Raw genomic sequence first — 12230 nt, forward strand, 5'->3', positions numbered from 1 at the left:
ACCGACCGGTCGGTAGGGAGAGTGGTGACGATGATCAACGGAGAGTGCGAGCCGCGCTTTGCGGCGGTGCGGGAGGCTTTCGAGCAGAATTTCGCCGAGGGCCGCGAGGTCGGGGCGAGCTGCTGCGTGTACGCCGACGGCGAGCCGGTGGTGAACCTGTGGGCTGGCGTGGCCGACGCCGCGGGCCGGCGGCCCTGGACCTCGGACACGCTGGCCAACATCGCGTCGGTGACCAAGACGCTGGCGGCGACCGCGGTGCTGACCCTGGTCGACCGCGGCGTGCTGGAGTTGGACCGGCCGATCGCCGACACCTGGCCGGAGTTCGCCGCGGAGGGCAAGGCCGCGGTGACGCTGCGGGACCTGCTGGCGCACCGGTCCGGAGTGGTCAGCCTGGCGCACCATCCGATCACCTACGACGACGAGGTGGCCGGTACGCCGATCATGGACGCCATCGCGGCCGCGCGGCCCGAGTGGCCGCCGGGAACGGCGCACGGCTATCACGGGCTCACCATCGGGCACGCGCTGAGCGCGATCACGCTCCGGGTCACCGGCCGGACCGTCGGCCGCTGGTTCGCCGACGAGCTGGCCGGCCCGCTCGGGCTGGACTGCTTCATCGGGCTGCCGGATGCCGAGCTGCCCCGGCTCGCGGAGATGATCACGCCGGACGATCCGGAGACGGTCCGGCTCGGCGCCGACGTGCCGGAGCTGCGGCCGCTGTTCGAGGCCCTGAACGACCCGTCGTCGCTGACCTTCCGGGCCATGTACGCCAGCATGGCGTTCGGCTGGGAGTCCGCCAACGATCCGCGCTACGTCCAGGTGGAGGCACCGTCCACCGACGGCGTCGCCTCGGCCGCCGGGCTGGCCCGGACCTATGCCGCTCTGATCGGCGAGGTGGACGGGGTCCGGTTGATCAAGCCGGAGCTGCTGGCCGAGGTTCGCCGGTCGCACTCCAGCGGCCTGGACCAGGTGCTGCGGCTGCGCAGCGACTTCGGCCTCGGCTTCATGCTGCCGGGCGGCCCGCTGTTCCCGGCCGCCGCGAGCCCGGGCTGCCTCGGCCACGGCGGCGCGACAGGCTCGTTCGCGCTGGCCGACCCGGACCGCGGGCTCACCCTCGCGTACGTACCGAATCGTGGGTCGGAGCTCCTCGAGGGCAACGACCTGCGGATCAACAACCTCGTCGACGCCCTCTACCGGGGATAACCGGTTGACCCGGCCGCGGCGCGGCTGGTGGGGTGGGTCGCAGTAAACGACGTCGCATTGAAGGGAGGCGAGAACCATGTCCGTTTCGTCCGGCACACTCGCCCCGAAAGGTCCTTCGACTTGCCCTTTGCACGCTCGTTCCGGTGTGGCCACTGCGGCGTAGACGTCTCCCTCGACGCGCCCGGCACCACCCATCGCAATCACTGCCCGGCCTGCCTGTGGTCGCGGCATCTGGATCGCAACGTTCCCGGCGACCGCACCGCCGACTGTTCCGGCGGGATGGAGCCGATCGCCGTCACCGTCCGCGGTGAGGGTCGCTGGGTGCTCATCCATCGCTGCACCCAGTGCGGCCGGCTCCGGCTCAACAAGACCGCCGGCGACGACAACGTCCTGCAGCTGATGCGGCTGGCCGCGCTTCCGCTGACGATGCCGTTCGTCCCGTTCGCCGCCGAGCCCGACGGCCCAGTTCCGGCCAAGCCGAGAAAGCCGCGCCACGGCCAGACGGCCCGGCGGCAGGGAGGTGCGTCGGCTACCTGAAGGCGTCGGCGGCGGCCTGGATCCTGCCGTGCCACTCGCGCCACCAGTCGGCGTCGCCCTGGTCGGCGGAGTCCGGGCTGCCGGTGCCGTCGATCAGCTCCCGGACGATGTCGGCGTGCCCGGCGTGCTGGCTGGTCTCGGAGATCATCCGGGTCATGATCACGCCGAGCGTGGTGTCCCGCCGGCCTTCCTCCCACCACGGCACCGAGCCAGGGCTGGCCAGCTCGAGCGCCTCGATCGTGGCGTCGGCGTGCGCGCAGCCGTCCCGATAGCAGCCGAGCAGGTAGTCGGTCGACTCGTCCGGGGTGGCGAACATGTCGGCGCCGTCCCAGATCGCCTTGTTCTCGATCCAGGGCAGGAGCTGTTCCGGCGGCCGGCCGAAGGTGGTGCCGAGGTAGCCGAACTCGAGGCCGGCCAGGTGTTTGACCAGGCCGAGCAGGTTGGTGCCGCTCGGCGTCAGCGGCCGGCGCCGGTCGTACTCACCGAGCCCGTCGATCTTGGTCATCACGGTCTTCCGGGCGGCGCGCAGATAGTCGTGCATGGCCTCCTTGAGACCCTGCTGTGTCGTCATCCCCCGATCATCGCACCCGGCACCGACGGCTACCATGCGATCATGGACCACGCTGCGCGTCGACCGAACCTGATCATGATCATGAGTGATGATCATGCCGCCCACGCGATCGGCAGCTACGGCAGCCGGATCAACCAGACACCGCAGCTGGACCGGATCGCGGCCGCCGGGATGCGATTCGACAACTGCTTCTGCACCAACGCGATCTGTACGCCGAGCCGGGCTGCGATCCTGACCGGCGAGTACAACCACGTCAACGGGGTCCGGACCCTGTTCGACACCCTGGACAACACCAGGCCGCAAGTGCAGAAGGACCTCCGGCAGGCCGGCTACCAGACGGCCTTGGTCGGAAAGTGGCACCTCGGCCACGGACCGGAGAGCGACCCGGCCGGCTTCGACTACTGGCGGGTGCTGCCCGGCCAGGGCGACTACCACGACCCGGAACTGATCGGGCCGGACGGCGCACAGCGGCATCCGGGCTACGTCACCGACGTGATCACCGACCTGTCGCTCGGCTGGCTTGATCGGCGGGATCCGGCGAAGCCGTTCCTGATGATGATCAACCACAAGGCGCCGCACCGGCCGTGGGACCCGGACGCCAAGCACGCAAACCTGTACGACGACGTGGACATTCCGGAACCGGAGACGTTCGCCGATGATCATGCGGGACGTGCCGCCGCGCTGGCCGGGCTGAAGATGAGCATGGCCGACCTGAACGAGCGGGATCTCAAGCAACCGGTCCCGGAGGGGCTGACGCCGGAGCAGGAACGGTCCTGGCGCTACCAGCGCTACATCAAGGACTACCTGCGCTGCATCGCCTCGATCGACGACAACGTCGGACGGGTGCTGGACTGGGTCGACGAACAGGGTCTGACCGACGACACCGTGATCATCTACACCTCGGACCAGGGCTTCTTCCTCGGTGATCACGGCTGGTACGACAAGCGCCTGATGTACGAGCAGTCGCTCCGGATGCCGTTCCTGATCAGCTATCCGCCGCTGATCGCGCCGGGCAGCGTCTGCGCCGACCTGGTCACCAACCTCGACTTCGCGCCGACGCTGCTGGAGCTGGCCGGTGCTGCGCTGCCGGAGCGGCTGCAGGGCTACAGCCTGACCGAGTCGCTGGCCGGCCGGCCGCCGGCGGACCCGCAGGATTGCGTCTACTACCGCTACTGGGAACACCTGTCCGAGCCGCACGCCGTGCCGGCCCATCTCGGCGTCCGCACCGAGCGCTACAAGTTGATCTGCTACCTCGAGCCGGCGCCCGGCGGCACCGGCTACCGGGCCTCGGAGTTCGAGCTGTACGACCTGGACCTCGACGCCGCCGAGTTGATCAACCTCTACCACGCACCCGAGTACGCCGCGCTGGCCAAGGAACTGGTCGGCCAGCTCCGGCAACGCCAGCTCGAGGTCGACGACCGCGACCTGGTCGCCGGCCTGCCCTGATCAACTGCCGGCGAGCTGCGGGACCAGATTGTCCAGCGCGTACGGGACGCTGAGCGGCGTGTTGTACGCCATCGCCGCGCCGGCGAACGGTTCCTCGTAGTAGGGGATCTCCAGCGCGCGCTTCTCCTTGGCGACCGCGAGCCCCTGATACAGCTTGTTGCCGGCGAGCCAGGTCCGCGTCTCCGCGTCGGCCAGCAGCAGTAGCCGGTCCAGGTCGAGCACGTCGACGCGTTCCGGTGAGATCTCGGCGCCGAACTTGTCGCCGATGATCTTGTTCATCTCGTCCGGCGTCGCGTACCCGAGATCACTCAGGAACCGGCCGCGCGGATCGTCCTTGCCGAACGCGTAGAAGGTCTGCTGCCCCGGATCCACCACGGCCGCGGTCTGGTCGGCGAACTCCGGATGATCCTTGCGTACGGTGGCGAACCGCTCGTCCAGGCTGACCAGGATCCGGTCGGCCTCGGCCGCCTTGCCGATGATCTTGGCCGCGTTGCGGAACATGACCGCCCGGTCGGTCGTGTACGGCGCGCTGTCCGCGTCCTCGGCGACGGTCGGCGCGATCGCGCTCAGCCGGGTGTAGACGTCCTCCTCGAGCTCCGCGTACAGGCCGACGATCACGTCCGGCGCCAGCTCCGCGATCTTCTCGTACTGCAGGTCCTGGGTGCCGATGTAGGTCACCTTGGTGTCGCCCCAGGCCGGCTTGATCCAGGGCCAGGTGTGGTCGATCTCCTCGCCGAACCAGGCCCGGACCCCGACCGGCTGCACACCGAGGGCCAGGAAGAACTCGTGATCGGTGAAGCCGACGGTGACGATCTTGGTCGGCGGCGCCTCGATCGTGGTGCTGCCGCGGGCGTGCTCGATGGTGACCGGGAAGCCGGCCGCGGCGGGCGCGCCGGAGCCGCCCGGGGTGTCCGGGGCGACCGACTGGCAGCCGGCGATCGCGGGGACGGCGGCTGCGGCCGCGATCAGGCCGAGGGCCCGGCGCCGCGAGAATCCTGCGTAGGTAAGGCTCACATAACTAATCGTACGGTGGGCGGCTACGGAGTGTCGACGCCGGGCGGGTCCAGGCGGTGGGTCAGGATCGCCAGCTGGATCCGGTTGTCCACGCCGAGGCTGGCCAGCATGCCGGAGATCGCGGCCTTCACGGTGCCGGTGGAGAGGTAGAGCTCGGCGGCGATGTCGGCGTTCGACAGCCCCGCCGTGACGCCGCGGGCGATGGCCCGCTCCCGCTCGGTGAGCGCGTCGAACGCGACCCGGACCGGTTCGGGCACCGGCGCCTCGGCCGGCTCGGCCGGTTCGGCGGGGCGCCGGGTGTGCCGGACCAGGGCCCGGAGCACGGCCGGGCTGAACACCGGATCGCCGGCCGCGGCGGCGTGCACCGCGGCGACCAGGCGTTCCGGCGGAGCGTCCTTGACCAGGTAGCCGGCCGCCCCGGCCCGGATCGACGCCAGCACGGTCTGGTCGGCGTCGAAGGTGGTCAGCATGATCACCGGCGGTGCCTCGGCCAGCTCGGCCAGCCGGCGGACCGCCTCGATCCCGTCCACCCCGGGCATCCGGATGTCCATCAAGATCACGTCCGGCCGGTGATCACGGACCGCGTCCAACACCGGCCCGCCGTCGTTCAGCTCGGCCACCACCTCGATCCGGGGATCGCCGGCCAGCAGCATCCGCAGCCCGGTGATCACCAGCGGATCGTCGTCGACCAGGACGACCCGGACCCGCTCCTCGTTCAGCCCCGCCACGGCAGCCTCGCGGTGAGCACGAACCGGCCGTCCGCGACCGTACGGGACAGACGGCCGCCGTCCAGCCGGACCCGTTCGGCGAGCCCGGTCAGCCCGACCCCGGCACCGGGGATCTCCGCCTCGGTGGCGCCGACCGGCAGCTGGTTCCCGATCATGATCATGACCTCGCGGCCCGGCGCCCCGCCGAGCTCCACCTCGACCTGCGCTCCGGGCGTGTGTTTGCGGGCATTGGTAAGTCCCTCCTGGACGGTACGGAAGATCGTCCGCTGCAGCGGGCCGTCCAGCGCGGACAGTTGATCAAGGTCGACGGTCTGCCGCAGCATGATCACCTGGCCGGCCGCGCGGGCCTCGGCGATCAGCTCGGGCAGCCCGGCCAGGGTGACCTGCGGCCGGTCCGTACCGAGTTCGCCGGGCGTCTCCACCGGGTCGGCCTGGAGCACCAGGAGCACCTGGCGCAGTTCCTCAAGCGCCCGGTGCGCCGACTCCCGGATCACGCCGACCGAGGTCCGGAGCTCCTCTCCGCTGAGCGGGCGGCCCTGCTCGGCGGCCGACCGGCTGCGGTACTCCAGGGCGCCCGCATGCACCGAGAGCAAGGAGATCCGGTGCGCCAGCACGTCGTGCATCTCGCGCGCGACCTGCTGCCGCTCGGCCTGCCGGACCTGGCCCAGCTGCCGTTCGTAGTCCTGCCGGTCCCGCTCCGCGGAGTCGATCAGCCCGTCGATCACCTGCCGCCGGGCCCGGGCGGCGAGCCCGAACGCGACCGCGGTGCCGTAGATCAACACCATGAACACGACCCAGAGCAGGAACTGGTCGACCAACGGGACGATCAGGTAGTAGCCGATCGAGATGGCCAGGTGCACCGCGAGGACGGCCAGGTAGCCGTACGTCCTGCGGTAGGCGGTGACCGCGTAGACCGCGATCACGCCCGGCATTCCCGCGGTGAGGAACAGGCCGCCGAGGGGTGCCAGCAGGAAGCCGATCAGCAGCGGGTAGCGCCGCCGCCACCACAGCGCGCAGGACCCGACCAACCCGGCGGCGAGATCGAGCGGCAGCCACCAGCCCGGCAGCCGGGCGAACACGTCGCTCATGCCCCACGAGGTCACCGCGACGCCGGCGAGCGATACGGCGAACAGGACCGAATCGATCACCCAGTGCTGGGGACGGCGAGCCACCGCGAACGGGTTCGACCGCTCCGCGAACCGGCGCAGCGGCAGGGCGCTGGACATGTCCCGACCCTATGTCCGGCGGTCCCCGTCGCAGCCGAGGTCTGGCCGGTCGGCCCGGGGAACTGGCCGATCGGCGGCTTCCGGCCGGCTCGGGCCGGGCCGAGACTTGAGCCATGGACGATCACGGCAACGCCTTCGAACTGGACCGGCTGCGCAAGGAGTTCGGCGGCAAGGTCGCCGTCGACGACCTCACGCTGGCGGTGCCGCGCGGATCCTTCTTCGGCCTGGTCGGACCGAACGGCGCCGGCAAGACCACCGCGCTGTCGATGGCCGTCGGGCTGCTCCGGCCGACCTCGGGCACGGCCCGGGTGCTCGGCCTGGACACCTGGCAGGACCCGATCGGTGCCAAGCGCGCGCTCGGCGTACTGCCGGACGGGCTGGCGCTGCCCGAGCGGTTGACCGGCGCCGAACTGCTCGACTACTGGGGCCTGCTGCGCGGCCTGGACCGGTCGGTGATCAGGAACCGGACCGCGGAGTTGCTGCGGGTGCTCGAACTGGAGGAGGCCGAGCAGCTGGGCACCGTGGTGCTGGAGTACTCCACCGGGATGCGGAAGAAGATCGGCCTGGCGACGGCGCTGCTGCACTCGCCGAAGGTGCTGGTGCTGGACGAGCCGTACGAGGCCGTCGACCCGGTGTCCGGGCGGGTGCTGACCAAGATCCTGCGGCGCTTCGTCGCGGCCGGCGGCACGGTGATCATGTCGAGCCACGTGATGCCGCTGGTCGAGCAGCTCTGCGACCGGGTCGCGATCATCGCGCGCGGCCGGGTCGCGGCGGAGGGAACCCTCGACGAGGTGCGGGCCGGCGGCAGCCTCGAGGACCGGTTCGTCGAGCTGGTCGGCGAGCGGGAGCTGGCCGGGGAGGAGCTGTCGTGGTTGGGATCCTGATCTCGATGAAGTTCGCCATGCTGCGGCACTCGCCGGTCGGCATGCGGCTGGCCGGCTGGGTGCTCGGCGCTGGGCTGGTGTTGATCACCTGGGCCGGTGGACTGTTCGCCGCGGACGCCGCGGTGCGTTCCGATGTCCTGATGGTGATCTTCGCCTGCTGGTTCGCCGGGGCCGCGCTCGGTCCGGTGACCATGTCCGGCGCCGGTGTGCTGCGGGCCGAGTACTTCACCCTGCTGCCGATCGCCCGGCGCCGGCTGGCGCTCGGCCTGTTGGCCGCGGTGTTCCCGGGCATCGCCTCGGCCTATCTGCTGCTGGCCGGGCTGGCGATCTTGACCCAGGCGTTCGCGATCGCCCCGGCCACCGTCGTCGTGGCGGTGCCGGCGGCGTTGCTCGGCTGGGCGTTGACGATCATCGTGTCCCGGTTGATCTACGCCGCGCTCGGCTCGGCGATGCGGACCTGGCTCGGCGTGGAGATCGCCGGCATCCAGTTCGGCTTCCTGATCGGCGGGCTGCTGGCCGGCTGGATGGTGATCGTGCAGGCGTTCCGTACCATCCCGGAGTTGATCAGGTACGGGCTGTCGGACCAACTCGGCGCGGTCCTGGCCTGGTTGCCCAGCTCATGGCCGCTCAACGCCGTCCAGGCGGCGGCCGCGGGGGACTGGGCCGCCGCGTTCGGCTGGCTCGGGTTGCTCGTCGTGATCACCGCAGGGCTGCTCGGCCTGGCCGTGGTGCTGCTCCGGCCGCGGCTCGACGGCGGCACGGCCCGCCGGATCCGGCGGCCGCTCGGCAGCCGGGTGCTGACCGGGCGACGGCTGCTGCCGGCGACCGAGCTGGGCGCGGTCCTGGGCAAGGAGCTGCGGCAGTGGTGGCGCGACCCGTGGCGCAAGCTGGAGTGGCGCAGCGGTATCTACACCGGTCTGGTGATCGGCCTGTTCGCGTACCTCTCCGGCTCCTACCAGCTCGCCGCACCGCTGTCCGGGCTGATGATCGCGTTCATGATCTGCCTCAGCGGCTGCAATCTCTACGGCCAGGACGGATCCGCGGCCTGGCTCACCGTCGTCGGCCAGCGCCAGGGCACCGTCCGGGCCGACGTCCGCGGCCGGCAGCTGGCCATGATCATCCTGTTCGGCGCGCCGGCCCTGATCGTCTCGGTCCTGTTGATCATGCTCACCGGCGAGCACTGGGCCTGGCCCGCCGTGTTCGCCGGGCTGCCGGCGCTGACCGGGGTCGCCAGCGGGCTGGCGATCCTGATCTCCGCGGTCGCCGTGTCGCCAGGGGTCGATCCGCGCCGCCGGGTCGGGCCGAACGATGCCGGCGGCGACCTCACCCTGCAGGCCAACCTGGCGATCTGGCTGACGGTGCTGTTGATCACCCCGACCGCCGGCGCGCTGGTGGTCGGCTACCTGGCGCTGCCGCCGTGGGGCCCGTGGCTCGCCATCGTCGTCGGCATGATCAGCGGCTGGCTCGGCTACTGGCTGCTCGGCCGGATGACGATCAGCTACCTGACCGACCGGCTGCCGACCCTGTTCACCCGGATCCGGTACGGCCGCAACGACGACGGCGCCGCGACGGGCCTGCTCGGCAGCCTGGAATCCTCGGCCCAGAAGGCGGAGGAGGACGCCCGGGCCGCCAAGGAGAAGGAGAAGGCGGACCGGGCGAAGAAGCGCCAGAGCGAACTGACGCGCAGCTCTGGCTGACCCTCGGCGTCAGTCGGTGAGCAGCCCGGTGACTGCGGCAGAGCGGACCTTCGGGCTGTCCAGGACCGAACCGCGGGCGTCGCCGAGCTGCTCGACGATGAACCGCTCGGTCTCGGCGATCGCGGTCCGCAGCCCGTCGTCCTCAGGTACGAAGAGCCGGCTGACGATAGCCTCCGTGGTCGGGTCGAACTCCCACAGGCCGACGATCCGGCCGCGGTCCATGATCAACTGGCAGGGCGGGTCCTTCAGCTCGCCCAGGCGCTTCGCCGGTTCCAGCGGCGACGGCCGGTCGACGTCGGCCGGGTCGAGCAGTCGGCCCAGGTCGCGGTGCAGCAGGTGGATGCCGTCGATCCAGCCCACCAGCGCGTACTCGGGATCGGCCGGAGCGGTGAACTCCTCGTACTCGGCGACCTGGTCGGCAGGCAGCAGCAGTCCGTCGCCGAGGTCGGTCAGCTCGGTGGCCGCGAGGGCCCGTTTCGCGACGGCCGCGCCGAGCCCGGAGAACCAGCGGAAGTGGGCCAGCGTGGCCGGGCCCGCCCAGGCGAAGTAGCGCCGGGCCAGTTCGGCGGCGAGGTGATCGGGATCGAGGTCGGCGTCGGCCAGCGGCGACGGGGTCCAGCGCGTGTAGCCGTACCGCTGCTGATCGAGGCGGCCGTCCACCGGCACCCGGCGCAGTTCGCCGGCCGACTGGAGCAGCCCGAGCGCGAGCGGCAGGGTGCTCGAGACGCCACGCTTGCGGCCGGCCTCGCCGAGGCTGCGGACGGCATCGCCGAGCCGGTCCCGGAGGTCCTGCGGCTGCAGCGGCTCGTCGGCCTCGGTCACCGCCGACAGCACCGCCTCGCCGAGCCGGTCGATCTCGGTCTCGGTGACGTCGAGGTGCTTGATCGCGGCCGCCAGTTCGCCGCGCGGCGCTCCGGCCCCGGCGGCGAGACCGACGGCGTAGTCCTCGGCGGGCAGCAGGTACGTGCAGCCGCGGGCCGACGGCAGCTCGCAGATCGCCACCTCGGCCGCGGCCCGGTCCGCCGTCGCGCGATCGATGCCGGCGCGCGCAAACAGAGTCAGGTACGGATTCGAGCCGCCGACCGTGCGAGCCCACCCGGTCCGGCGCAACACCTCGGCCGGGCTGGTCCCGTCGAGCCGGTGGGCCAGGCCCTGCCGACGGAACCACCAGGCGCGCAGCTTCTGCAGGTCCATGGCGCTAAGATACATCCATCTCGGATATATCCGAAGTGGATCAATCATCTAGGGGGAGGCTCGTGACACCGGCTCAGTTCGCCCTGCTGCTCGCCCTGTCCCAGGGCGAACGCCACGGCTGGGGGCTGATCGCGGAGGTCGAGGACCTCACCGGCGGCCGGATCCGGCTCGGGCCGGGCACGCTCTACCGGACGCTGCAGCGGCTCCGGGTGGACGGCATGATCGAGGAGGTCGGCGTCGACCCGGCGGCCGTCCGCGCCGACCGCCGGGCCGAACGGCAGCGCCGCTACCGGATCACCGCGGCGGGTCGGTCCGCGGTCACCGCCGAGGCCAGGTTCCTGGCCGGGTTGCTGAACCAGCCGCCGGCCCGGCGGCTGCTCGAGAAGGAAGGCTGATCATGATCGACGACGACGAGTTCCGCGGCGTCACGCCGCAGCTGATCGTCACCGACACCGACGCCGCAGTGCGGTTCTACGCGGCGGCCTTCGGCGCAGACGAGCTGCTCCGCAACACCGGCCCCGGCGGCCGGGTGTTCCACTGCGAGTTGTTGATCATGGGCGGCCGGCTGCTGCTGCACGACGACTTCGACGACGAGTCGCCGGCCGCGATCGGCGGCAGCCCGGTGGTGCTGCATGTCTACGTCGAGGACGTGGACGCGGCGTTCCGGGCCGCGGTCGACGCCGGTGCCACGCCGACCGCGCCGCCCGAGGACGCCTTCTGGGGTGATCGGTAGGCCCAGCTCACCGACCCGTTCGGCCACCGCTGGTCGCTGGCCAGCCGGCGCCGTGAGCTGAGCGTCGCCGAACAGCAGGAGGCCGCCGACACCTGGTCCGCCGACGCGCTGGACGAGCACGATCGACGGACCAGGCCGGAGCCGGGCGACGGCTAGTGGCGCAGCCGCCGGTAGGCACGGGCGGACAGCGGCAGGAAGATTGCGGTGATCAACAACGGCCAGCCGAAGGCCATGATCAGCGCGTAGTCGGCCAGCGGCCCGGCGGTGATGCCGGTCGGGTTGCCGAACAGCTGCCGGGTGGCCGCAGCCGTTGCGGACAACGGATTCCAGCTCGCGACCGCGGCCAGCCAGCCGGGCATGGTCTCCGGCGACACGAACAGGTTGGACAGGAAGCCGATCGGCCAGACCAGCACCGACACCGCGGTCTGGGCGCCGTCACCGCGGATGGTCAGGCCGAGGAAGACGCCGAACCAGAGCAGGGCGAACCGCAGCCAGAGCAACAGCAGGACGGCGACGACCGCCGCACCGAAGGAACCGCCGGCCCGCCAGCCGAGCAGCAGGCCGCCGCCGATCAGCACCACCAGTTCGACCACCGAGGTGATCATGTCCGCACCGATCCGGCCGAACGTGACCGCCGTGCTGCCGATCGGCATCGAGCGGAACCGGTCCGTGATGCCGCGCTTGGCGTCGTTCGCCATCGCGGTCATCGTGCCTTCCAGGCCGAACATCATCGCCAGCGTGAACATGCCCGGCAGCAGATAGCTCATGTAGTTGCCGCCGCCACCGCCCGGGATCTGAATCGCGCCGCCGAGCAGCACCCCGAACATGATCAACAACAGCACGATGAAGGCCAGGTTGAAGATCGGGGCCCAGGGCTGCCGGACCCAGTGCAGCAGTTCCCGCTTGGTCAGCACCCACCCGCTCACCAGCAACGGGGACGACTCCCTTGGGCCCCCGTCCCGCTCCGCGTCAGGACCTGCACTGTCTCTGATCCCGGCAC

13 protein-coding genes are annotated in these 12230 nt (G+C 71.2%); 7 read left to right on the forward strand and 6 right to left on the reverse strand.

Going from position 1 to position 12230, the window contains the following annotated elements:
* Nucleotides 1–30: 30 nt before the first annotated feature.
* Together ACFQU4_RS23760 and ACFQU4_RS23765 are read left to right on the forward strand one after the other, a co-directional pair.
* Nucleotides 31–1200 (forward strand): serine hydrolase domain-containing protein, encoded by a 1170-nt coding sequence (locus ACFQU4_RS23760; protein ID WP_377496667.1) that lies wholly within the window; start codon nt 31–33, stop codon nt 1198–1200.
* Between the two features lie 120 nt (nt 1201–1320).
* Nucleotides 1321–1737 (forward strand): RNHCP domain-containing protein, encoded by a 417-nt coding sequence (locus ACFQU4_RS23765; protein WP_377496669.1) that lies wholly within the window; start codon nt 1321–1323, stop codon nt 1735–1737.
* On the opposite strand, the gene ACFQU4_RS23770 is transcribed toward ACFQU4_RS23765, so the two are convergent.
* Nucleotides 1730–2308: a DinB family protein gene (locus ACFQU4_RS23770; RefSeq protein ID WP_377496671.1), complete on the reverse strand. Its 579-nt coding sequence runs from the start codon at nt 2306–2308 to the stop codon at nt 1730–1732. The two genes, ACFQU4_RS23765 and ACFQU4_RS23770, sit on opposite strands and share 8 nt — an antisense overlap.
* Nucleotides 2309–2350: 42 nt before the next feature.
* Here ACFQU4_RS23770 and ACFQU4_RS23775 point away from each other — a divergent pair, with 42 nt between their 5' ends.
* Complete coding sequence (locus ACFQU4_RS23775; protein WP_377496673.1) at nt 2351–3754, forward strand: sulfatase; 1404 nt, start codon at nt 2351–2353, stop codon at nt 3752–3754.
* On the opposite strand, the gene ACFQU4_RS23780 is transcribed toward ACFQU4_RS23775, so the two are convergent.
* The 3 genes from ACFQU4_RS23780 to ACFQU4_RS23790 are packed head-to-tail and all read right to left on the reverse strand — an operon-like array spanning nt 3755 to nt 6722.
* A complete protein-coding gene (locus tag ACFQU4_RS23780; protein ID WP_377496675.1) occupies nt 3755–4768 on the reverse strand; it encodes an ABC transporter substrate-binding protein in 1014 nt (337 codons plus the stop codon). It lies immediately after the preceding gene.
* Nucleotides 4769–4791: 23 nt separating this feature from the next.
* Complete coding sequence (locus ACFQU4_RS23785) at nt 4792–5496, reverse strand: response regulator (protein WP_377496677.1); 705 nt, start codon at nt 5494–5496, stop codon at nt 4792–4794.
* Nucleotides 5484–6722 carry a histidine kinase gene (locus tag ACFQU4_RS23790; protein ID WP_377496679.1) on the reverse strand — a complete coding sequence of 413 codons (1239 nt, stop codon included), beginning with the start codon at nt 6720–6722 and terminating at the stop codon, nt 5484–5486. The genes ACFQU4_RS23785 and ACFQU4_RS23790 overlap by 13 nt, the downstream gene beginning before the upstream one ends.
* 113 nt (nt 6723–6835) lie before the next feature.
* Between ACFQU4_RS23790 and ACFQU4_RS23795 the strand changes: the two genes are divergently transcribed.
* Complete coding sequence (locus ACFQU4_RS23795; protein ID WP_377496681.1) at nt 6836–7606, forward strand: ABC transporter ATP-binding protein; 771 nt, start codon at nt 6836–6838, stop codon at nt 7604–7606.
* Nucleotides 7591–9303 carry a hypothetical protein gene (locus tag ACFQU4_RS23800; protein WP_377496683.1) on the forward strand — a complete coding sequence of 571 codons (1713 nt, stop codon included), beginning with the start codon at nt 7591–7593 and terminating at the stop codon, nt 9301–9303. The genes ACFQU4_RS23795 and ACFQU4_RS23800 overlap by 16 nt, the downstream gene beginning before the upstream one ends.
* Nucleotides 9304–9312: 9 nt before the next feature.
* Here ACFQU4_RS23800 and ACFQU4_RS23805 read toward each other — a convergent pair whose 3' ends face one another.
* Nucleotides 9313–10497, reverse strand: coding sequence for a DNA glycosylase AlkZ-like family protein (locus tag ACFQU4_RS23805; protein WP_377496685.1), 1185 nt, complete (start codon nt 10495–10497; stop codon nt 9313–9315).
* Nucleotides 10498–10559: 62 nt separating this feature from the next.
* On the opposite strand from ACFQU4_RS23805, the gene ACFQU4_RS23810 reads away from it, so the two are divergent.
* Nucleotides 10560–10892: a PadR family transcriptional regulator gene (locus ACFQU4_RS23810; protein ID WP_377496687.1), complete on the forward strand. Its 333-nt coding sequence runs from the start codon at nt 10560–10562 to the stop codon at nt 10890–10892.
* 2 nt (nt 10893–10894) lie between these two features.
* Complete coding sequence (locus ACFQU4_RS23815) at nt 10895–11230, forward strand: VOC family protein (RefSeq protein ID WP_377496689.1); 336 nt, start codon at nt 10895–10897, stop codon at nt 11228–11230.
* Nucleotides 11231–11382: 152 nt separating this feature from the next.
* On the opposite strand, the gene ACFQU4_RS23820 is transcribed toward ACFQU4_RS23815, so the two are convergent.
* Nucleotides 11383–12156: an ABC transporter permease gene (locus tag ACFQU4_RS23820; RefSeq protein ID WP_377496947.1), complete on the reverse strand. Its 774-nt coding sequence runs from the start codon at nt 12154–12156 to the stop codon at nt 11383–11385.
* Between the last annotated feature and the right edge of the window lie 74 nt (nt 12157–12230).

It is taken from the genome of Microlunatus sp. GCM10028923 (assembly GCF_042666975.1).
Lineage (GTDB): Bacteria > Actinomycetota > Actinomycetes > Propionibacteriales > Propionibacteriaceae > Microlunatus.

Bases quoted from the DNA above. Each gene is read 5' to 3' on its own strand.
- ACFQU4_RS23815 (WP_377496689.1), top strand. From the start codon at position 10,895: ATGATCGACGACGACGAGTTCCGCGGCGTCACGCCGCAGCTGATCGTC.
- ACFQU4_RS23795 (WP_377496681.1), top strand. From the start codon at position 6,836: ATGGACGATCACGGCAACGCCTTCGAACTGGACCGGCTGCGCAAGGAG.
- ACFQU4_RS23775 (WP_377496673.1), top strand. From the start codon at position 2,351: ATGGACCACGCTGCGCGTCGACCGAACCTGATCATGATCATGAGTGAT.
- ACFQU4_RS23770 (WP_377496671.1), bottom strand. From the start codon at position 2,308: ATGACGACACAGCAGGGTCTCAAGGAGGCCATGCACGACTATCTGCGC.
- ACFQU4_RS23805 (WP_377496685.1), bottom strand. From the start codon at position 10,497: ATGGACCTGCAGAAGCTGCGCGCCTGGTGGTTCCGTCGGCAGGGCCTG.
- ACFQU4_RS23760 (WP_377496667.1), top strand. From the start codon at position 31: ATGATCAACGGAGAGTGCGAGCCGCGCTTTGCGGCGGTGCGGGAGGCT.
- ACFQU4_RS23790 (WP_377496679.1), bottom strand. From the start codon at position 6,722: ATGTCCAGCGCCCTGCCGCTGCGCCGGTTCGCGGAGCGGTCGAACCCG.